The sequence below is a fragment of the Winogradskyella litorisediminis genome, from assembly GCF_042675765.1.
GTDB classification, from domain to species: Bacteria; Bacteroidota; Bacteroidia; order Flavobacteriales; family Flavobacteriaceae; genus Winogradskyella; species Winogradskyella litorisediminis.
The window spans coordinates 445,929-468,968 of sequence record NZ_JBHTJL010000016.1; the positions used below are offsets into that span (position 1 = coordinate 445,929).

Below are 23,040 nucleotides of genomic sequence, written 5' to 3' on the forward strand. Positions count from 1 at the left end.
TTGTCTTAGTTTAAAAATTCGAATATTCCAGCAGCACCTTGTCCTGTTCCTACACACATGGTTACCATACCGTATTGACCTTGCATGTTTCGTTTACGCATTTCGTCAAAAAGTTGTACTGATAATTTTGCGCCTGTACACCCAAGAGGATGACCTAAAGCAATGGCACCACCATTTACATTAATGATATCTGGATTTAAATCTAGTTCGCGAATAACCGCCAACGATTGTGAAGCAAAGGCTTCATTAAGTTCAATAAGTTTTATATCGTCTTGTTTAAGTCCAGCTTGTTTCAAAGCTTTTGGAACAGCCGCAACAGGGCCAATTCCCATAATACGTGGTGGTACACCAGCAGCGGCATAACTTACCATTCGTGCAATTGGTTTAAGATTAAGCTCTTTAACCATATCTTCACTCATCACCATAACAAAAGCTGCACCATCACTTGTTTGCGACGAGTTACCAGCGGTAACGCTTCCGCCTTGAGCGAAAACAGGTCTAAGCTTAGCTAGAGCTTCTTTGCTTGTTCCTTTACGCGGACCTTCATCTTTAGTCACAGTGTATGTGCGCGTCGCCTTTTTTCCTTTGGAATCGATGTAGGTTTCTTCAACTTCAATCGGAACAATTTGGTCTTGGAAACGATTTTCTTCTAAAGCTTTTAAGGCTTTCATATGAGAATTGTAAGCAAATTCATCTTGGTCTTCACGAGACACATTGAATTTGTTTGCCACTTCTTCAGCAGTGTTTCCCATTCCCCAGTAATAATCGGCGTGCCCATCTGCAACGGTATCGTAGTTTAATTCTGGTTTAAAACCTGTCATTGGTACAGAACTCATACTCTCTACACCACCAGCAATGATACAATCTGCCATTCCAGATTGAATTTTTGCGACGGCCATACCAATAGTTTCTAATCCCGAAGAACAAAAGCGGTTAACCGTTACACCAGGTACATCTTCAATTTTTAATCCCATAAGAGAGATGAGACGTGCCATGTTTAGTCCTTGAGAACCTTCTGGCATTGCATTACCAACAATAACATCGTCGATACGTGTTTTATCGAATTCTGGTAATTGCTCCATCATATATGAGATGGTTTCTGCAGCTAACTCATCAGCTCTTTTAAATCTGAACGCGCCTTTTTTGGATTTTCCCACGGCTGTTCTATATCCTTTTACTATATATGCTGTTTTCATTGTCTTAGTTTCTTAATGGTTTACCAGTTTTTAACATCGCTTGTATTCGCTCTAAAGTTTTACGTTCCGTACAAAGACTTAAGAAAGCTTCGCGCTCGATGTCTAATAAATACTGCTCTGATACTTTTGTTGGTTCAGATAAATCGCCACCAGCCATTACATAAGCTAACTTGTTAGCGATTTTCTGGTCGTGCTCTGAAATAAAGTTACTGGCCTGCATGGAATCTGTTGCTACCATAAACGCACCTAAAGCTTGTTTGCCTAAAACTAAAACATCATTGCGTTTTACAGGTTGCGTATAACCAGCATCAGCTAATAATTTAGCATGCTTTTTAGCTTCAGCAATTTGACGGTCTTTATTAACCACAACAACATCTTTACCTTGTTGTAATAAACCTAAATCGTATGCTTCATAAGCTGAAGTCGATACTTTGGCCATACCAATAGTTAAGAAATACTCTTGGAGAACATTTAACTGCACATCACCTTTACGGAATGTGTCTGAAGCTCTCAACGCCATTTCTTTAGAACCGCCACCGCCAGGAATTACACCAACGCCAAATTCAACAAGTCCCATATAGGTTTCTGCAGCAGCGACTACTTTATCAGCGTGAAGTGATAACTCACAACCACCACCAAGCGTCATACCATGAGGTGCAGAAATTGTAGGAATAGATGAATAACGCATACGCATCATCGTGTCTTGGAAATATTTAATTGCCATGTTAAGCTCGTCATACTCTTGCTCAACAGCCATCATAAAAATCATCCCGATGTTTGCACCAACTGAGAAGTTTGCGCCCTGGTTACCAACAACCAAACCGTCAAAATCTTTTTCAGCCAAATCAATTGCTTTATTAAGTCCAGCTAAAACATCACCACCTATAGTGTTCATTTTAGATTGGAATTCACAGTTGATAATTCCGTCGCCGATATCTTCTATAACAACGCCAGAGTTTTTGAATACTTCGTTAGATTTACGAATATTATCTAAGATGATAAATGCATCTTGTCCAGGTTTTTTAACCTGAGATTTTGAAGGAATATCATAATAGTAAGTTGCGCCATCCTTTACAGTATAGAAAGACGTTTCACCTTTTGCTACCATTTCGGTAACCCAAGCTGCAGGTTCTTTGCCTTCAGCCTTCATAAGTTCGATACCTTTTTCTACACCAACGGCATCCCAAATTTCGAATGGTCCATTTTCCCAACCGAAACCAGCTTTCATGGCATCGTCAATTCGGTATAACTCATCAGAAATTTCTGGAATTCTATTTTGTACATAAGCAAACATAGCGGAAAAATTCTTTCTATAGAATTCGCCAGCTTTGTCCTTACCACCAACTAAAACCTTAAAACGGTCAATTGGTTTATCGATTGTTTTTGTTAATTCTAAAGTCGCAAAAGACGCACGTTTTTTAGAACGATATTCCATCGTATCCAAATCGAGCGTTAAGATTTCTTTTTTGCCATCTGCATTTACAGATTTCTTATAAAATCCTTGACCAGTTTTGCTTCCTAACCATTTGTTTTCCATCATCGTATCGATGAAATCTGGTAGTTTGAAAAGCTCATGCGCTTCATCATCTGGGCAATTGTCGTAAATACCGTTAGCAACGTGTACTAACGTATCTAATCCAACAACGTCTACTGTACGGAAGGTTGCCGATTTTGGACGACCAATAACTGGACCGGTTAATTTATCAACTTCTTCAACCGTTAAGCCTAGTTCTTTTACTTGGTGAAATAAAGACTGAATGCCGAAGATGCCTATTCTGTTTCCAATAAAAGCAGGAGTGTCTTTTGCTAAAACTGAAGTTTTTCCTAAGAATTTTTCACCATATTCCATTAAGAAGTCAGTCACTTCTTGTTTGCAGTCTGGACCTGGAACAACTTCGAATAGCTTTAAATAACGTGGCGGATTAAAGAAATGCGTCACTGCAAAGTGCTGACGGAAATCTTCAGAACGGCCTTCATTCATAAACTTAATAGGAATACCAGATGTGTTAGATGAAATAATTGTTCCTGGCGTTCTGTGTTTTTCAAGATTTTCAAAAACTTGTTGTTTAATATCAAGACGCTCAACAACAACTTCCATAATCCAATCGACATTTGCGATTTTTGCAATATCGTCTTCGAGATTACCAGTGGTAATTCTGCTTGCGAATTTCTGGTTGTAAATAGGAGATGGCTTCGACTTTAAAGAGGTTTGAAGCGCTGTATCTACAATTCTGTTTCTTACCGCTTTATCTTCAAGCGTTAAGCCCATTGCTTTTTCTTTATCAGTTAGTTCCCGAGGAACAATGTCTAATAAAAGAACATCCACGCCAATGTTGGCAAAATGACATGCAATACCGCTTCCCATAATTCCGGAACCGACAATTGCTACTTTTTTAATTCTACGTTTGCTCATATTATTTTATAGCTGGTTCTTTTTGTTTGTATATTTTTTTGTTTGAAATCATATGGTTAATGACTTCGGTAACTTTGTGAAAATTTTGTAATTCCTCGGGTGAAACATTTTCCTTAATCGTCTCATTGAAGGTTAAAACGCGGTCTCTTGAATAGGCACGTTTTTCTTTTCCGAATTCTGTTAAATGGATTAAAACACCTCGTCCATCTTCTGGATTTGGTTTTCTTTCGATTAAACCTTTTTCTTCCATTGTTTTTAACGTACGTGAAAGGCTAGTGGCTTCCATTCCCATTTTTGGACCTAATGAAGTTGAAGGCGTGCCTTTCTCTGGGTCAATACTTAATAGTGCGAAACCCGTTGCCATTGTTGTACCAAATTGCGCGGCTTCTTCGTTATACATTTTATTAACTGCCAACCATGTGGTTCTCAGTACGTAATCTATAGTCTTATCTTTCAAGCTCAATCGTTTTCGTATGAAGTAACAAATATAATAAAAAATACTATGCATGCATAGTATTTAAAAATAAATTATGCATGCATAGTATTTTTTGTTAAAAAAAGAAATGTATAGTTAAGTTATTGATATGATTTATTGAAGTATTTCAATACGGAAAAAAACGCCCCAGAATTTGAGACGTTTCACTAATACTATATGTCGAAATTTTATTTCACTTTACCATTTATAAAGCCTATAACAGCACCAACAATTGCTGCCATAACAATAGAAATAGCAACATCTATAGCGAACAGTTGAAAATCTTCAGAATTTTGTTCTGCCATTCTGAAGAAATTTGCAAACAATCCCATAAACAATCCTATAACTGCACCAGTTGCCATTCCGCTAGCAAAGGTTGCAATGTTTGCTAATTTGTTATAAATGTACGAGATGAAAAATCCATACGTAAAACAACCAAAGGTAATGTAGAGTAGAGCATTGCTATCTTCTGAAGGTTGTGGAAAAAAATTGGCAAATAAAATACCGTAAAACAACCATCCTAATAGCCAATCGACAAAGCCACCTACTAATCCGGCGATGATAAATGTTTTTAGTTTCATAATAAAATTGATTTAGTTAGTTTTTGTAAGATAGCGAAAAACTAATTCAAATCATTTATGAACTTACCCACGATACATTTTTTCGTATAAATCTTGGTAAATATCCATAATAACGCTGCGTTTCATTTTCATGGTTGGCGTTAAATGACCAGCATCAATTGTCCAAGCTTCTTTAGTTAAAGTAAACTTTTTAATTTGTTCCCACTTACCAAAGTGTACATTGTATTTATCTACTTCTTTTTGGATGCGTGCAATAACAATTTCTGAAGTTGAAATTTCCTCATTGCTGCTACCAATATTATGACCTTTTAAAGCAATCCAATCGCGAACAAAATCAAAATTTGGTTGAATAAATGCGCATGGCATTTTTTCACCTTCACCAACAACCATGACTTGTTCTATGAATAATGATTGCTTCAAATCGTTTTCAAGTAATGTTGGGATAATGTATTTTCCACCTGATGTTTTAAACATTTCCTTTTTACGACCAGTAATCTTCAAGAAACCATCTTCTGTAATTTCACCTTTATCACCAGTGTGAAAATATTCACCAGTCATAACTTCTGCTGTTTTTTCTGGGTCCTTATAGTAGCCCATCATAACGTTAGGTCCTTTTATTAAAAGTTCGCCATCTTCAGCAATTTTTACTTCAACGCCATCAATTGGCTTACCGACTGTACCAACTTTATACATATTGTTTTTGTAAAGCCCAACAGAAACTACAGGTGAGGTTTCTGTAAGACCATAACCTTCCATAACTCGCATTCCTGCAGCACCAAAAATACGCGCCAAACGTGGCTGAAGAGCGGCACTACCAGAAACCATAGTGTACAGTTCACCACCAAGTGCATCGCGCCATTTACTAAAAATTAGTTTGTTGGCAATTTTGAGTTTAAACTCGTACCAAGCTCCGTTTTTACCATAAGGCTCCCATTTTTCGCCTAAAGCTACAGCCCAAAAGAACAACGCTTTTTTAATGCCACTCAACTCTTCTCCTTTAAGCATAATTTTGTCAAATACCTTTTCAAGTAATCTAGGCACAACGCTCATAAGATTTGGCTTAATTTCTTTAGCATTATCTCCAATTTTATCTAAAGCTTCAGCAAAGTAAATTGATGTGCCAGCGTATTGATAAACGTAAATAAGCACACGCTCAAAAATATGGCAGATTGGTAAAAAGCTTAAAATACGTGTGCCGCCAGTTTCAGGTAAGGGCACACGAGGCGAACTTGCCAAAACGTTACTTGTAATGTTCCAATGGCTAAGCATTACACCTTTTGGTTTTCCAGTAGTACCAGATGTATAAATTATGGTTGCTAAATCGTCTTTATCTACCTTGTTTTTTCTGTTTTCAACTTCAGGTTGGTTGCTTTCATCTTTTCCAAGTTCAAATAATTCTGAATAATGCTTACAACCTTCAATATGGTCAAATGAGTAGACTTCTTTCAGCTTTGTATTTGCTTTAATTTTATTGACTTTTTCTAAAACTTCTTCGTCCGAAATAAAGCAGTAAATAGACTCACTATGATTTAAAACATACTCATAATCTTCTGCACAAATGGTTGGGTAAATTGGGACATTTGTCGCTCCAATTTGAAGCGTTCCGATGTCCATGATGTTCCATTCCGTTCTATTGGTTGAAGAAATTAAAGCAATTTTATCTCCTTTATTAACACCCATTTTTAACAAGGCACGACTTACAGCATTGGCTTTGTCTAAATATTCTTGTGTGGACATTGGTGTCCATTTGCCGTCATATTTAGTAACTAAAGCGGCATCGTTAGGATTATTTTCAAGCTGATGATATGGAAAGTCAAAGAGTCTTTTAATTTCTGTCATAGTCAATTTTCAGTTTAGGGAACGCAATATTACGAAAATATGAAAATTAATAGTAGAAACTAAAAGATTAATAAATTTGAATTTATATTTTAAGAATTATGCTTTTCAATCCACAAACGCGCATTTACAAAAGCTTCTAACCATGGCGACACTTTATCATTTCTATCTTTTGGGTAATGTGCCCAATTCCAAGAAAATGTAGAACGCTCAATATGAGGCATGGTTACCAAATGACGACCTGTTTTATCTGTCATCATTGCGGTATTAAAGTCTGACCCATTTGGATTGTGCGGATACGCATCATAAGTATATTTAGCAACAATATCGTATTTGTCTTCTGTATATGGTAAGCTGAATTTTCCTTCACCATGAGAAATCCAAACACCTAGAGTTGTTCCAGCTAAAGTCGATAACATCACAGAGTTGTTTTCTTGGATTTTCACCGAAGTAAAGGCACTTTCGTGTTTTCCAGAATCATTGTAGGTCATTTTTCCATGTTTTTCATGGTCTGGATTAATGAGGTCTAATTCCATCCACAATTGGCAACCATTACATATACCAACGGACAAAGTATCTTCTCTCTTGAAAAAATTCTTTAATGCCTTATTTGCTTTTTCATTGTACTTAAAAGCACCTGCCCAACCTTTTGCAGAACCTAATACATCAGAATTACTAAAACCACCAACGGCACCAATAAACTGTATATCTTCTAAAGTTTCTCGACCAGAAATTAAATCGGTCATATGCACGTCTTTAACATCAAAACCTGCAAGATACATGGCGTTTGCCATTTCGCGTTCGGAATTGCTTCCTTTTTCACGAATGATGGCTGCTTTTGGACGAGATTTCTCAACTTCGCTCGAAATGACAGGCAACTTTCCATTAAATTTTGAAGGAAATTTATAGTCTAAAGGTTGTGTTGCATAGTTTTCAAATCTTGCTTTTGCCAAACCGTTTGCCGTTTGTTTTTGGTCTAATAAATACGACGTTTTGTACCACATATCTCTTAATCGCGAAACGGTCATTGTGTAAACTTCATCTTTATTAATGATGCTCAACACATCGCTTTCTGTGACTTTCCCGATGTTATGAAAATCGATATTTGCTTCTGAAAGTATAGTCTCTATCGAATTGTCTTCAGCTTGAAAAACTATACCTGCATTTTCAGCAAACAGTACTTTTATGGAATCTTTTTGTTGAAGCGCCGTGATGTCTAATTCTGCTCCAAGGTTATTGTCGGCGAAGCATAGTTCTAATAAAGTTGTAATCAATCCACCAGAAGCCACATCGTGTCCTGCAACTATTTTCTTATCGTTGATTAATTTCTGTATGTTGTTAAACACTGTTTTCACATAGTCTGCACTTTGCACATTTGGCGTTGTATTACCAATTTTATTTTTGATTTGCGCAAAACTACTTCCGCCTAATTTATAGTCATCTTGCGAAATGTTGATGTAATAAATATCACCTTTTCCTTTTTGAAAAACAGGCTCAATCACATTGGAAATGTCATTACAATTTGCAGCGGCAGAAATAATTACTGTTCCTGGCGAAATAACATCTCCATCAGGATATTTTTGCTTCATCGACAAGGAATCTTTTCCTGTAGGAACGTTGATTCCTAAGTCAATCGAAAATTCAGAAACTGCTTTAACAGCTTCATACAGACGCGCATCTTCGCCTTCATTTTTACAAGGCCACATCCAGTTTGCCGATAACGAAACACTTTTTAATCCGTCTTTAAGCGGTGCCCAAATAATGTTAGTCAAGGCTTCGGTAATACTATTACGACTACCAGCAACAGGATTAATTAATCCTGAAATAGGCGAGTGGCCAATTGACGTGGCAATACCTTCTTTTCCGTTGTAATCAAGTGCCATAACGCCCAGGTTATTTAACGGTAATTGTAGTAGACCAGCACACTGTTGTTTAGCTACTTTGCCACCAACGCAACGGTCAACTTTGTTAGTTAGCCAATCTTTACAAGCCACAGCTTCGAGTTGAAGCACTTGGTCTAAATAGGTGTAAAAATCATCAGGATTGTATGAAATTCCGCCATAATTACGGTCAACAGTATTGTCGGTCATCACCGTTTTTGGCGAGCTACCAAACATATCTGCAAGCCCTAAATCCATTGGTGTGTTGCCTTTGGTTTTGGATTTAAAAGTAAATCTATGGTCGTTAGTAACATCACCAACTTCGTAAATTGGTGAACGCTCGCGCTCTGCAATTTTATTAAGTGTGTCGAGATGTTTTTCGGCAATAACTAATCCCATGCGTTCTTGAGATTCGTTACCGATTATTTCTTTGTCAGATAATGTTGGGTCACCAACAGGTAATTTATCTAAGTCTATTTTTCCACCAGTATCTTCTACTAATTCAGACAGACAGTTTAAATGTCCACCAGCACCATGGTCATGGATAGAAACTATATGGTTTTCGTCACTTTCAACCATTCCACGAACAGCATTGGCCGCACGTTTTTGCATTTCTGGGTTAGAACGTTGCACGGCGTTTAATTCAATGCCTGTTGAGAATTCGCCAGTATCTGCTGAAGAAACAGCAGCGCCGCCCATTCCGATGCGGTAATTTTCGCCACCGAGAATTACAATCTTATCACCTTCTTTTGGAGTATCTTTTAAGGCTTGGTCAGCTTTTCCATAACCAATTCCGCCAGCTTGCATGATGACTTTATCGTAGCCGAGTCTTCTTGGTTGAGAAACTGCGACTGCGCTAAGGTTGGCGTCTTCCTTATGTTCAAAAGTTAATACTGAACCACAAATTAGTGGTTGTCCAAACTTATTTCCAAAGTCTGATGCACCGTTAGAGGCTTTTATTAAAATATCAATGGGTGTTTGGTAGAGCCATTTTCTGGCTTCAAATTTTTGTTCCCATGGTCGGTCTTCTTCTAAGCGAGAATATGAGGTCATATAGACGGCTGTTCCGGCTAATGGTAAAGAGCCTTTTCCGCCAGCAAGTCTATCTCTAATTTCGCCACCAGAACCCGTTGCAGCACCGTTAAACGGTTCTACCGTTGTTGGGAAATTATGTGTTTCTGCCTTTAAAGAAATTACAGAATCAAATTCTTTTGTAGTGTAGTAATCCGGGATATCTGCACGTTTTGGTGCGAATTGTTCCACTTTTGGACCTTTGATAAACGCAACGTTATCTTTGTATGCCGAAACGATATCGTTCGGGTTTTGTTTTGATGTTTCTTTAATCATCTTAAAGAGTGACATCGGCTTTTCTTCGCCATCGATAACAAAAGTACCGTTGAAGATTTTATGTCGACAGTGTTCTGAATTTACTTGTGAAAAACCAAACACTTCAGAATCTGTCAATGGACGACCAATTTTTTTAGAAACACTTTCTAAATATGTGACCTCTTCATCACTTAAAGACAAACCTTCTTTGAGGTTGTATGCTGAAATATCTTCAATGTCTAAAATGGCTTCAGGTTTAATGTCAATGGTAAAAATATCCTGATTTAGACCTTCAAATTTTTCAGAAATCATTGGGTCATAATCTTTGAAATCTATGGTTGAAGCTTTAAATTCTTCGATTCGGATGATACCTTTAATACCCATGTTTTGGGTGATTTCAACAGCATTTGTACTCCAAGGAGTTATCATGGCTGCACGTGGCCCAACAAAAAAAGCATCGATTGATGCTTGTTCTATTTTAGGTTGGTCGCCAAATAACCACACCAATTTAGATGTCGTTTCTGTTGATAATTCTTTTGTTGCTTGAACAGCAAATACTTTACTGTTTTGGTTTCCGAAGAAGTGAATCATTACGTAAGATTATGTTGTGTTTTAAAGATGTAAATTTAGGTTATTTTAGACTATAAACTCAATAAAATACAGATTGAAAATTTGTAGTTATTCACGAGTTATTAAGGATGATTAATCTAATAATTTAAAAGATTCTGCAACTTTTTTTCCAGCTGCTTCATCAAGATCATAATTATAAATTGTTGCTTCGTATACGAGTCCAGCTTTCTTATTTAAAATTGCGACTACGTAAACAGGTACTTTTGGGTCTTCGCTATGGTCGTAAGTTAATTTTGCATAAGAGGTCTTAATTAATGGACATACAAAACCTTCTCGGTAACTGTTTTTTAATGTTAATAATGGACCTATTTTTAAAGCAGCTACTTTTTGAGAATTGATATATTCAGCAGACCATTCACTCATAGGAAATACCTCAATGTCAACAGCCATATCTTCAGTAGCATTTTCATATCCTAAAACGGTTTCGGCTTCGGTATCGTACTTTTCCAAATCATTAGGCACAGTAAACGTAATCTTATATTTTTTTGAGACAATTGTCTTTTGAGCAAAACTATTTAAGGCGAAACTTGCAATTATTACTAGTAATAAAGTTTTTTTCATTTTAATTCGTTTTCTAATTCGTATTTCTGATTTCTTAGGATGGTTAATTTAATCTCTTTTTTTTAATAAACATGATTAATCTCTCCAATTACATTTTTAGACATCTACAAATTAATATAGCTTTTTGTTTCTATCTGAGTTTTTTTCTAAAATTTCGGAATTGAATTTTAAGTTCAATTCATTTTTAATTTACGTCGATTGCGCTTTACTAAAGATTATTTCACTTAATTCGAATAGTGAAATTGAGTTAAATTCTTTGAAATAATTTATTCTATTGTAATAAAAAAAAGCGACCAAATTGGTCGCTTTCAATTTATTGTCTTATTAATTTCTTTGTTATCGTTCCGCTTTCAGAATGTAATCGAAGTAAATAAATACCTTTTTTAAGTCCAGATATATTTAGTTTCTTCTGATTAGCTGTGATGTTTTGTGTTTTTACTTTTTTACCTAAAACATCAAAAACCTCAACACTTAAATTTTTGTTTGAAACAACTGTAATTTCATTACCTTTTGTTGGATTTGGAAACATCTTGATATAAACATATTCGTTGTCTTCTAAACTTAGTGTTTGCGTATGACTTCCTAAATCATCGCAGTTGTTTTGCGCAAACTGATTCCAATCGTTGAGATTAAAAACGGTAGTTCCACCAGCAATTTCTGGTTTTCTTACCAATGTCATGTTTTGGGCATAAGTCGAATTATCACCTAGCGTTCCCAAAATATCAATCAATGTACCATTTTTAAACAATCCAATTGCGTCGTTACCATTAAAGCTTGTAATAGCGTTATTATTATTGTCTGCTTCTGCAGCACAAGTAGCATTTAAGCCACCATTTGCAACGACATAAACATCACCATTTGCAATGGAAGCGTTTGATGGAAAATTGTAAATATTGGTCCAAGTTGCATTACCGTTTGTACTCAATCGTAATTCGTAAGCTGAAAGATTATTAATGGCTACACCAGTAAAATTTGCGATTTCAAGCGCTTTGTTACTACTTGAACCTTCAATATATTCCGAGAAAAATAACTCGTTAGTTGTGGTAGTTGCAGCCAACGTCATACCTGTTGCGGGAGAACTTTGTGCAGACGCGTTACCTGAACCATCTTTTGCTAAAAGCGTAAACGAGTAGTTTGTATTCGCAGATAAACCAGTTACAGTAAACGTCGTAGTGGCAGAGTTTGTGGTAACATTAAATACACCATCTACAAAAACGTCATAAGTTGTTACTGCGGTATTATCAGTTGAAGCCGTCCAACTTAAATCTATAGTTGACGTTGTTGCGTTTGAAGTTACCAAATTTGTTGGTACTGTTGGCGCTTGTGTATCAGTACTTGGATTCCAAATCATATTAGCAAATTCTGGATGATCTACAAAAGGATTAGCATTATTCTGAAAATTATAAGCCTGCTCATTACGTAAACGCTCACGTTCGTCAACAGGATCAACATTGTTATGCCAATCAAGTAATGTTGTTATTGCCCAAGGAAAAAACACTTCATCATTAGTGCCATTAAACATGTCGAAACTTGTGTATTGGTTAACCGTATCTTCGTAACGTGTAGCAAAATAAAGAAGTGCACGTGCAATATCTCCTTTAAATTCGTCAATTGGCTCAAAAACATTTCCACTATAACCAACAACACCGCTTGAGCCTCTTTGTGAACCGTTTAAGGATGTAAAATTTGGAGTAGCCACATTTGCAAAAGGCAAACTCCCTCGAAAATTGTTAACGCGTCCGTCAGTAGGTATTACATGATGAATATCGCTCTGCATTGGAAACGCACTATTAAACGAAGATTGAGGAACAATATGTTCTCTATTATAGCAATCGCCTTCAGCACTTTGGTTACCACATTGCATATTACCGTGTGTATAATTGTATGGGTCGGTGCCAGATGGATTCTCTGAGTACATGTCTAAAATGGTACCATCATTTTCATAATTGTTTCCTGTAGGTACCATTTCATCTGTATGCGTATCTTCATAACCGTTAGAGCCAGCAATACCATTGCCATCATAAAGTTGGTCATAACCTCTTGCGATATGCCCATTAGACGTGATATTTTTTAATTCTGTTTTTAAAGCAAAACCAGAAAGACCGCTGGCGGAATCGTAATAATTTGACGGAATTTGCGAAAACGCAAATGACGATACCAATAAAAATAGTAGGTAAATTTGTTTCATAATAATTGGGTTTAATTTTTTTCTAATAAAGCCATATAAAATCCGTCAAAACCAGATTTGTGAGCTAATATTTTTTTGTCTTTAACAAGTTTAAAATCACTTCCAGTCTCTGTTTTTAAAAATGCTTCAACTTGTTTTTCATTTTCAGATGGTAAAATAGAACAGGTGGCATAAACCATTTTCCCGCCATTTTTCACCATTTTTGAATATTGATCTAAAACTTCAGATTGTGTTTTCTTGATATTATCAATAAATTCTGGTTGCAACTTCCACTTTGCATCAGGATTTCGTCTTAAGACACCCAATCCAGAACACGGTGCATCAATTAATAAACGGTCTGCTTTACCGTGTAATTTTTTAATTGGTTTTGAGTTTTCAATTGCTTTTAACTCAATATTATGCACTCCATTTCGTCTTGCTCTTACTTTAAGCTTTTTTAATTTACTTTCGTAAATATCCATAGCAATAATTTGCCCTTTATTTTCCATCAACGATGCTAAATGCAATGTTTTTCCGCCTGCACCTGCGCAAACATCTACAACTTTCATGCCTGGTTTTACATCTAAAAAATCTGCAACTAATTGTGATGAAGCATCTTGTACCTCAAACCAACCGTTTTTAAAAGCTTCAGTTTTAAACACATTGGCACGCTCTTTTAATTTTAATGCCGAAGGATGATTTGGTAAAAATTCAGTTTCTATGTCTTCTGATTCTAATTTTAGCTGAAGGTCTTTTTTTGTAGTTTTTAAAGTGTTGACTCTAAGAATAACGTCTGCTTGTTCATTCTGCTTTGCTATTTCTTTTGTCCATTGGTTTTCTCCCAACTCTTTAAGCCCAAGTTCATCCATCCAATCTGGTATAGATTCTCTTAATTTTCGAGTTTTTGAAAGCTCGTCGAAGCGCCCTTTTATTTTACGAGTTGGTGTGGCTGTAAAGTATTTCCAGTCTGGTAATGATATGCCTTTTAAAGTTGCCCAAACGGCAAAAATTCGCCATAAATTATCACGGTCAAAAGGTTCTTTGACATCCGCAATTTCAGCATAAAGTCGTTTGTATCTTACTATTTGGTAAACCGTTTCTGCAACAAATCCTCGATCGCGACTTCCCCAACGTTTATCTCTTTTTAAAAGTTGTTGTACCACTTTGTCAGCATATTCGCCTTCATTAAAGATGAGATGAAGTCCGTCAATCACCGCAAAGCATAAATTTCTGTGTAGTCGCATAGTTTTATTTTCAATGTTTTAAGTAAAGTTTGAATTCTCTTTCTTTCAACTTAAAACAGCGCGCAAAGTTAAGATTTATTGTTGATTTGTTGAAGAATAAAAATAAATATTGAAGTTGCTTTTTTATTTTAGAGGAAAATTAAACTCTATGCGCTACCTATTTATTTTACTTATTACTTTTGGAATAGTTTCCTGTAATGAAATGCCTAAGAAATCTCGTCAGATTTCTATTGTTGAAATTAAAACGTTATTGGAAGATTCTACCCTTAATGTAAGAGCAATAGAAATTGATGGTGAAGGATTTGGATTTGCAACATCTAATGGTGAAATAGGTAGCGCAGATTATAGTGTCGTTAAGGATGAAGAAATTGCTTCTATTTCGATGCAATTAAAACACGACAGTATTGTTCCAAATTTTCGTTCTATGGCTTTAACTCAAAAAGGCGGATTTTTATTAAGTATTGCATCTCCAACCCTTTTGTATAAAGTTACAAAGGATTCTTTAAAATTGGTTTACAAAGAAGAAAATGAAAAAGCGTTTTATGACTCTATAGATTTTTGGAACGATAACGAAGGCATTGCCATAGGTGACCCAACTGACGAATGTATGAGCATCATCATTACAAGAGATGCAGGTAAAACTTGGAAAAAATTATCTTGTAGTGTGTTACCAAAAGCCATTAAAGGCGAAGCTGCATTTGCAGCAAGTGATACAAATATTGCCATAGTTGGCGATGAAACCTGGGTAGCAACTGGCGGCATGGCAAGCCGAATATTATATTCACCAGACAAAGGTGAAACATGGGAAGTGTTTGAAACTCCAATAATTCAAGGCAAACAAACAACCGGTATCTATTCTTTAGATTTTTACGATGTCAATAACGGATTTGCTATTGGCGGTGATTATACTAAACCTAACGACTCCTTAAACAATAAGATTAGAACTTCTGACGGTGGCAAAACTTGGCAAATAGTTGGAAACGTTAAGTCGCCTGGGTACAGAAGTTGCGTGCAATATATTCCTGGAAGTAATGCAAAAGAATTAGTTTCAGTTGGTTTTAAAGGAATTGATTATAGCAGTGATGCAGGTGAAAATTGGAAACATCTTAGTGACGAAGGGTTTTATACAATAAGATTTTTGAATGATTCCATAGCATACGCTGCTGGAAAAGGGCGTATATCTAAATTAAGCTTTCGATAAAAAAATCGCAATTAATAGTTATAATTACGGTTTTTAAGATTTTAATTTTTTTTGCGTTTAGCTCTGTAATCTCGAAGTTTCTGCAACAATTCTCGATTAAATTCGTCTTCAACACCTTTAAGTTTTATAATTTTTCTTGCTGGTATTGCAGTTTTTAAATCAATAAGTAATTTTTGTTTTGCTCTATGTATTTGGTTTTCTCCTTTAATAACTTCGTCTAAAAAAGAGTTTGCCTGAGCATCAGAAATATCAGCATTTTTTCGCATTTGTTTCCGAATAGGAATGAAAAATTCTCGTTTTATTCTGTAAGTAGATTCCTCAAATGCATTATAGATAGGCCAAAACTTTTCAGCTTCGTCTGTAGTTAGCTCTAGTTTTTCAGTAATAAAAGCTACTTTTTGCGCTTTTATTTTATCTCTCATTTGTCCGTTACGTTGCGGTTGGGCAAAGCTTATGAGACCAATAAATAGAAGTGTAATTGTAATTATCTTTTTCATTGTATTCTTTTTATTCTAAAATAGATTCAATATCAGCGTTTTCTAATAAATAATCTTCTAAATTTTCTTCTTCAAAAGTGGTTTCAATTATAGTAAAATCATCTTTCAAAATATTAGCATCTGCTAATAAATCTGCTAATTCATATGAGTTTAAATCACTTTCTAACAAATAATTTTCTACCATATCTACAGATATTTCTTCAGTTTTTGATTGATTAAAAAATATTCCAAATAGTAATAGGAGCGAAGCTGCAATACCGGTAATGTAATAGAACTTTTTACTTTTAAAAATAGAGACAACTTTAACTTTATCCTCAGCTTTTGCAAGTTGAAAAATTTGATTTTCTACAGTATCAAAGTAACCTTCAGGGGTTTTAAAGCCTTCATCTTTAATATTATCTAAGATAGATTTAGTTTCTAAACGTTGCAGCAACTTATCATCAAAAGACTCAAAGTAATCTTCTGGAGTTTTAAAACCAGTTTCTTTAATGTTATGTAATTTTTCGTTCTTCACTTTTTTTCTGAATTAATTTCAGTATCTATTTGACTTATAATTTATTAAAAGGTTTAATCTGATGTTAGATAAGCTTCAATTTTTTTTACTGCGATGTGGTACGAAGTTTTTAATGCACCTTCGCTTGTTTCTAAGATTTCAGCAATTTCTTTATATTTTAAATCGTCAAAATATTTCATATTAAAAACCAATTTCTGCTTTTCGGGTAATGTGGATATGGCTTTTTGGAGTTTTATTTGAATTTCATTTCCTTCAAAATAAACATCTGCTGCCAAATTATTTATGGCTTTATCTTGTACTTCTTCGTTGGAAATTTGAAGTCGTTTTGCATTTTTATTTATTAGCGTAATCGACTCATTTGTTGCAATTCTGTACATCCAAGAAAACAATTTGCTATCACCCTTAAACTTATCAATGTTTCTAAAAATTTTTATAAATGTGTTTTGAAGGACATCATCCGCATCATCATGACTAATAACAATTTTACGGATATGCCAATACAAGCGCTCTTTGTAGAGTTTTAGCAACTCTCTAAATGCATCGTCTTTTGTGGCTTTATCTTTTAACCTTGAAATTAAGTCTAACTCGTCCGTCAAGTTTTGATTGGGTTTGTAGCTTTGACTAAGTTAAGCAGAAAAGGTTTAATTCTTATTTGTAAAAAAATGTAAAGTTTAAAGTGAAAAGTTAAAAGCGGTATAACTAAAACCGAAGCTACAATGAGCGCAAAAAGTGTATAATGAACACTAAATACTAAAATCACTCAAAACTTTGCATTTCTACTAGTTTTTTATAAACCCCGTTTTTAGCTAAAAGCTCAGTATGTGTACCTTGTTCGGCTATTTCGCCTTTAGACATAACAACAATTTGGTCTGCTGTTTGTATGGTAGATAAACGGTGAGCAATGACAATTGACGTCCTGTTTTTCATCATGTTTTCCAGCGCGACTTGTACCAAACGTTCACTTTCTGTATCCAAAGCTGAAGTGGCTTCATCTAAAATCATTATTGGTGGATTTTTAAGTACAGCACGCGCAATACTCAAACGTTGTTTTTGACCACCAGATAATTTTCCACCAGCATCTCCAATATTGGTGTCAATTCCGTTTGGTAAATCTTTAACAAATTCCCATGCATTGGCTATTTTAAGCGCCTCGACTACGTCTTCATCAGATGCATTTTCATTACCAATAAGAATGTTGTTTTTTACCGTGTCATTAAATAGAATTGAATCTTGAGTTACTAAACCCATTAATCCTCGAAGTGAGGATTTTTTAAGTTTACGAATATCCTCGCTATCAATACTAATTTCACCTTGATTAACATCATAAAAACGCGTTACGAGATTGGCAATAGTGCTTTTTCCACTACCAGATTGCCCAACTAGTGCCACACTTTTTCCTTTTGGAACGTTCAATGAAAAGTTCTTTAAAACTAAATCATCTTCGTATTTAAACGAGATGTTATTGATGTTAATTTCAGAAGTAAAATCTGTTTTAGTTTTAGCGTTTGGTTTGTCTTTTAATGGTGATTCGGTCTGTAAAATCTCAAGTACACGTTCTGCAGCAGCGTTTCCTTTTTTAACGCTGTAACTTGCTTTACTTATGGCTTTTGCAGGTGTTAAAATATTGTAGGCTAAGCCCATATAAACCAGAAACAAACCAGGGTCGAGTGCATTATCTCTAAGTACCATTTGTCCGCCATACCAAAGCAATACAGCGATTGTAGCAATACCAAGAAATTCACTTGTTGGCCCTGCAAGGTTTTGACGATTTAATAAACTATTTGAAAATTTGAAAAAGCGATTAGTAGATTCTTCGAACCGTTTTGCGAAAATTTTCTCGGCATTAAATCCTTTTATCACTTTTAAACCAGAAAGTGTTTCTTCTACAATAGATAGAAAGTAGCCTTGTTCTCTCTGAACATTGTCCGACTGTTTCTTTAAAGATTTCCCGATTAATGAAATTAAAAAACCACTAACTGGAATAAAAATAAACACAAAAATCGTAAGCTTTGCGCTTATCAAAAACATGGAAATAATGGTAAATAGAATCATCAATGGTTCTCGAACTATCAATTCTAAAATAGAAAGAAATGAATGCTGAATTTCTAGCACATCTGTTGAAATGCGAGACATTGTATCGCCTTTTCGCTTTTCGGAATAGAATGAAATAGGAAGATTTACAGTTTTTTCATATAACTCATTTCGGATATCTTTTAAAACCCCATTTCGTAAAAATGTGATAAAAAACATGGCCAAATAGCCAAATAAATTCTTTAATAAAAAGGTTGTTACAATTAAACCAACCATAAATATGAGCACGTCATCATTACCTTCAGTACGTTTTTGCGTTACAAAATAGTTGAGGTATTGTTCGCCATAAGTTGTTATTTTTCCGAAGCCTTCCCAAATAGGTTCTGTGTTTAAAGGTTCGGTGTTGCCAAATAAAACCTTTAACATCGGGAATAATGAAAGCATCGATAAAGTTCCGAAAAGTGCATAAAAAATATTACTAATAATATTTAAAACAGCATATCGTCGGTAAGGCTTTGCAAACCTTAAAATTTTCTTGAAATAGTTCATCTAAATATTCATGTCTTTAAGTATAGCATCAATTTTAGATTCCAACAATTTATCCGTTTTGCTAAAATCGGACACATTGTCAAGCGTTGTATTTACGCTGATATAAAATTTTATTTTAGGTTCCGTACCACTTGGTCTAAGTGCGATTTTACTTCCATTTTCGGTATAATAAATTAGCACATTAGATTTTGGTACGTCTAATACAGTTTCTTCGCTATTTTGAAGGTTTTTCGCCACCGATAATTTGTAATCTTCAATTAAAACTACTTTCTCGCCATTGACTTCTTTTAGGGGATTTTCTCTGGCGTCAATCATCATTTGTTTAATTTCTTCAGAACCTTCAATTCCTTTTTTGGTCAATGAAATTAAACGTTCTTTATAAAAGCCATGTTCGACATAAAGCTGAATTAACACCTCATAAAAAGAACTTCCATTAGCTTTTGCTTGTGCCGCAATTTCGCAAGCTAGAAGAGTAGAAGTGACCGCATCTTTATCACGAACAAAGTCACCAACCATATAACCAAAACTTTCTTCGCCGCCACCAATAAAATCAAGGTCTGGGAAATCTTTAATCATCTTGGCAATCCATTTAAAGCCAGTCAGTCCAATTTTTAATTCGGTTTCATATGCATCAGCCAAAGCAGACAACATAGGCGTAGAAACAATAGTTGAACCAATAAATTGATTTCCGTTTAATTTATCGTCTTTTTTCCATTGTTTTAAAAGAAAATCGGTCATTACAACCATGGTTTGATTTCCGTTTAAAAGTGTCATCTTACCATCTAAGTCTCTAACGGCAATACCTAATCTATCGCAATCTGGGTCAGTGCCTATGACAATATCTGCGTTAATTTTTTCGGCCAAATCTGTAGCCATTTTTAAAGCCTCAGGTTCTTCAGGATTTGGAGATTCAACCGTAGGAAAATCGCCATTTGGTTCGGCTTGTTTTTCAACAATATTTACGTTGGTATAACCAGCACGTTTTAAAGTTTCAGGAATTGCTGTGATTGATGTACCATGAAGCGACGTGAAAACAATATTTAAATTTGCTTTCGCTTCTTTCGACGTATCAAAACTTCCATTTTTTACAGAAGCATCAATAAAAACATCGTCAACATCTTTACCTATGTATCTAATTAAATCTGCATTACTTTCAAACTTGATATCGGAATAATTGAGACTATTAATTTCTTCAATAATCTCTCCATCTTGTGGTGGCACTAACTGTCCACCATCTTGCCAATATACTTTATAACCATTGTATTCTGGTGGATTGTGAGATGCTGTTAACACAATTCCGCAATGGCAATTAAGATGTTTTAGTGCGAAAGATAATTCTGGTGTTGGTCGTAAATCCTCAAACAAAAAAACTTCAATGCCGTTTGCAGAAAAAACATCAGCTACAACTTTACCAAACGTTTTACTATTGTGACGACAATCATAAGCAATTGCCACTTTTACTTGTTCATTTGGGAAACTTTGCTTCAGATAATTGCTTAAGCCTTGCGTGTTTTTACCAAGTGTATATTTATTAATACGATTATTGCCTACACCCATTATACCTCGCATTCCGCCAGTACCAAACTCTAAATTTTTGTAAAAGCTTTCTTTAAGTTCTTTTGGGTTGCCAGAAATCATATGGTTTACTTTTTCCTGCGTATCTGCATCAAAAGTTGGGGTTAACCATTCGTTGACTTTGTCTAATATTTTTGGTTCAATGTGTAGCATAACTTATTAATTATGTTTGCAAAAGTACAAATTACGGTTTTGATGATGTTGTGATGTAGGCGAATTTAATCGAGATTTATATTCTCTTTTATAAGGTAGCGTTTGTTGTCTTTTTTTGAACGTAAAATAAGTTCGCCTAAAAAACCTGCAATAAAAAATTGCGAACCAATAATCATGGTTGAAAGTGCAATATAAAATTGTGGACGTTCAGTAATTAAACGACCTGTTGGGTTAAAAAATAACTTGTCAATTCCCAAATAAAATGCAAAACCAAAACCAACCAAAAACATGATAACGCCTAACGCACCAAATAAGTGCATTGGTCTTTTGCCAAAACGCGACAAAAACCAAATGGTTATTAAATCGAGAAAACCGTTTATAAATCGATTCATACCAAATTTGGTATTTCCGTATTTACGTGCTTGGTGTTTAACTACTTTTTCACCAATGTTAGAAAAACCTGCATTTTTAGACAAAACAGGAATATAACGGTGCATTTCGCCATTAACATCAATGTTTTTTACAACGATGTTTTTATAGGCTTTTAATCCACAATTAAAATCATTGAGCTTAACGCCAGAAGTTCGTCTTGCTGCCCAATTAAACAATTTTGATGGTAAATTTTTAGCTATTACAGAGTCATAGCGTTTCTTCTTCCAGCCAGATACCAAGTCGTAATTTTGCTTAGTAATCATTTGGTAGAGTTCTGGAATTTCTTCAGGATTGTCTTGTAAATCGGCATCCATTGTAATTACAACTTTTCCGGTAGCTTTGGCAAACCCTGCGTGCAAAGCTTGAGATTTTCCAAAGTTTTTTAAAAACCGAATGCCTTTTACATTCTCGTTTTTTTGTGATAGTGAAGAAATAACTTGCCATGAATTATCAGTACTGCCGTCATCGATAAACAGAATTTCGTAAGAAAACGAATTGGATTGCATCACTGATACAATCCAATCGTGTAACTCTGTTAGCGACTCAGCTTCGTTAAGAAGCGGAATGACTATAGATATATTCATGTGTTTTGGTCTAAAGTTTAGACTTCAAAAGTAAAGAAAATAATTAAGCTACATTTGGGTCTTTGCGTTTTGTTATTGCCGCAACTATAAGTCCAATTAAACTCATAATTGTAAGGAAAATGGCATAACCTAAAATTTGATTACCTATAGAAAAAGGATTGTTTTCTTTCATTTTTGCTACAGCTTCATCAATTGATTCTTGAGGAGCTCCAAAGTTTTCCATCATCTCAACTTGACCATCTATTTGCATCTCAGCAAGAACTTGTGCAGATTCTGGGTCAACAAAATTGAATAGTACGAAATAAATTATTGTACTAATAAACAAACCTACTGCAACAGTAATAAAGTAAGAAGTAAAAGCCTCTTTAAAAGACATAAATCCACCCAAAAGTTTCTTTGATGAATTACACGATATAGTTCCTAATGTAATAATTGTTACGATTGAAACAGCTGCAACCCACAAACTACTGTAAAGTTTAATGTCTATAACATATACAATAATATTGATTGCTGCTAGAATAACTCCTAAATACAAGCCAAAATTTAATGCATTAGATTTCAATGATTTTTCCATAATGTAAATGTGTTAGTTAGTGATTTTTTAGTTAGTATATAAAAATAAACAAACGTTACATTTTTAATTAGATAATCTCTAAAATAGGATTAATTTTGACTCGAGGCTAAAAAAGTGTAAAAACTTTAAAAATAAAGATTGAAAAAAATTGTAGTTTTATAAAAAATAATTAAATTTGCACCTCGAAAAATTCGAATAATAGTTAAAGCATTTAGAGATGAGAAAAGGTATACATCCAGAAAATTATAGAGTAGTAGCATTTAAAGACATGTCTAACGACGAAGTATTTTTAACGAAGTCTACAGCAAATACAAACGAAACAATTGATGTTGATGGTACTGAATATCCATTAGTTAAATTGGAAATCTCAAGAACGTCTCATCCTTTTTACACAGGTAAGTCTAAGTTAGTAGATACTGCTGGACGTATCGATAAGTTTAAAAACAAATATGCTAAGTTTAAGAAATAAACTTAGTTATTAGATATTTATTAAAAGCCTTTCTTTAACAGAAAGGCTTTTTTATTTTTACAGTATTCGGAAGATTTTGAAAATATATACTTGCTTGTTTTCAAATTCAAAATTTTGTCTCTTCGTATGCAGTCGAGAAGTTTGGCATTTCT

Annotated in this window: 18 protein-coding genes; 2 read left to right on the forward strand and 16 right to left on the reverse strand. The window is 34.7% G+C overall.

Annotation, left to right across the window (positions count from 1 at the left end):
* Positions 1-5: 5 nt before the first annotated feature.
* The 9 genes from ACFQ1Q_RS13185 to ACFQ1Q_RS13225 form a co-directional block, all read right to left on the reverse strand.
* Entirely contained in the window at positions 6-1,196 is a 1,191-nt protein-coding gene (locus ACFQ1Q_RS13185) for an acetyl-CoA C-acyltransferase (RefSeq protein WP_386132387.1), read from the reverse strand.
* Between the two features lie 4 nt (positions 1,197-1,200).
* Entirely contained in the window at positions 1,201-3,609 is a 2,409-nt protein-coding gene (locus ACFQ1Q_RS13190; protein WP_386132390.1) for a 3-hydroxyacyl-CoA dehydrogenase/enoyl-CoA hydratase family protein, read from the reverse strand.
* A gap of 1 nt (position 3,610) precedes the next feature.
* Positions 3,611-4,066 carry a MarR family winged helix-turn-helix transcriptional regulator gene (locus ACFQ1Q_RS13195; protein WP_386132393.1) on the reverse strand — a complete coding sequence of 152 codons (456 nt, stop codon included), beginning with the start codon at positions 4,064-4,066 and terminating at the stop codon, positions 3,611-3,613.
* A gap of 206 nt (positions 4,067-4,272) precedes the next feature.
* Positions 4,273-4,665 (reverse strand): hypothetical protein, encoded by a 393-nt coding sequence (locus ACFQ1Q_RS13200; protein ID WP_386132395.1) that lies wholly within the window; start codon positions 4,663-4,665, stop codon positions 4,273-4,275.
* A 63-nt stretch (positions 4,666-4,728) separates the two neighbouring features.
* A complete protein-coding gene (locus tag ACFQ1Q_RS13205; RefSeq protein WP_386132398.1) occupies positions 4,729-6,504 on the reverse strand; it encodes an AMP-dependent synthetase/ligase in 1,776 nt (591 codons plus the stop codon).
* Between the two features lie 89 nt (positions 6,505-6,593).
* On the reverse strand, positions 6,594-10,298 hold the full coding sequence (gene purL, locus ACFQ1Q_RS13210; RefSeq protein ID WP_386132400.1) for a phosphoribosylformylglycinamidine synthase: 3,705 nt from the start codon (positions 10,296-10,298) through the stop codon (positions 6,594-6,596).
* Between the two features lie 111 nt (positions 10,299-10,409).
* Positions 10,410-10,898: a hypothetical protein gene (locus ACFQ1Q_RS13215; RefSeq protein ID WP_386132403.1), complete on the reverse strand. Its 489-nt coding sequence runs from the start codon at positions 10,896-10,898 to the stop codon at positions 10,410-10,412.
* A gap of 313 nt (positions 10,899-11,211) precedes the next feature.
* The gene (locus tag ACFQ1Q_RS13220) at positions 11,212-13,086 is read right to left on the reverse strand and encodes an endonuclease (protein ID WP_386132406.1); all 1,875 of its coding nucleotides are present in this window, start codon (positions 13,084-13,086) and stop codon (positions 11,212-11,214) included.
* Between the two features lie 11 nt (positions 13,087-13,097).
* Positions 13,098-14,309 carry an RsmB/NOP family class I SAM-dependent RNA methyltransferase gene (locus ACFQ1Q_RS13225; protein ID WP_386132409.1) on the reverse strand — a complete coding sequence of 404 codons (1,212 nt, stop codon included), beginning with the start codon at positions 14,307-14,309 and terminating at the stop codon, positions 13,098-13,100.
* A 148-nt stretch (positions 14,310-14,457) separates the two neighbouring features.
* Between ACFQ1Q_RS13225 and ACFQ1Q_RS13230 the strand changes: the two genes are divergently transcribed.
* On the forward strand, positions 14,458-15,510 hold the full coding sequence (locus ACFQ1Q_RS13230; protein WP_386132412.1) for a WD40/YVTN/BNR-like repeat-containing protein: 1,053 nt from the start codon (positions 14,458-14,460) through the stop codon (positions 15,508-15,510).
* 41 nt (positions 15,511-15,551) lie between these two features.
* Here ACFQ1Q_RS13230 and ACFQ1Q_RS13235 read toward each other — a convergent pair whose 3' ends face one another.
* The 7 genes from ACFQ1Q_RS13235 to ACFQ1Q_RS13265 all read right to left on the reverse strand — a co-directional run bounded on the left by ACFQ1Q_RS13235 (position 15,552) and on the right by ACFQ1Q_RS13265 (position 22,419).
* Positions 15,552-16,007, reverse strand: a complete 456-nt coding sequence (locus ACFQ1Q_RS13235) for a sensor of ECF-type sigma factor (protein ID WP_386132414.1) — start codon at positions 16,005-16,007, stop codon at positions 15,552-15,554.
* A gap of 10 nt (positions 16,008-16,017) precedes the next feature.
* Positions 16,018-16,521 (reverse strand): hypothetical protein, encoded by a 504-nt coding sequence (locus ACFQ1Q_RS13240; protein WP_386132417.1) that lies wholly within the window; start codon positions 16,519-16,521, stop codon positions 16,018-16,020.
* A gap of 53 nt (positions 16,522-16,574) precedes the next feature.
* Positions 16,575-17,117, reverse strand: coding sequence for an RNA polymerase sigma factor (locus tag ACFQ1Q_RS13245; RefSeq protein ID WP_386132420.1), 543 nt, complete (start codon positions 17,115-17,117; stop codon positions 16,575-16,577).
* Between the two features lie 160 nt (positions 17,118-17,277).
* A complete protein-coding gene (locus ACFQ1Q_RS13250) occupies positions 17,278-19,101 on the reverse strand; it encodes an ABC transporter ATP-binding protein (protein WP_386132423.1) in 1,824 nt (607 codons plus the stop codon).
* Entirely contained in the window at positions 19,102-20,829 is a 1,728-nt protein-coding gene (locus ACFQ1Q_RS13255) for a phospho-sugar mutase (RefSeq protein WP_386132425.1), read from the reverse strand.
* A 65-nt stretch (positions 20,830-20,894) separates the two neighbouring features.
* Positions 20,895-21,845 (reverse strand): glycosyltransferase family 2 protein, encoded by a 951-nt coding sequence (locus tag ACFQ1Q_RS13260; protein ID WP_386132428.1) that lies wholly within the window; start codon positions 21,843-21,845, stop codon positions 20,895-20,897.
* 43 nt (positions 21,846-21,888) lie between these two features.
* Complete coding sequence (locus ACFQ1Q_RS13265; protein WP_386132430.1) at positions 21,889-22,419, reverse strand: DUF4199 domain-containing protein; 531 nt, start codon at positions 22,417-22,419, stop codon at positions 21,889-21,891.
* Between the two features lie 217 nt (positions 22,420-22,636).
* Between ACFQ1Q_RS13265 and ACFQ1Q_RS13270 the strand changes: the two genes are divergently transcribed.
* Complete coding sequence (locus tag ACFQ1Q_RS13270) at positions 22,637-22,888, forward strand: type B 50S ribosomal protein L31 (RefSeq protein WP_386132433.1); 252 nt, start codon at positions 22,637-22,639, stop codon at positions 22,886-22,888.
* Positions 22,889-23,040: the final 152 nt, after the last annotated feature.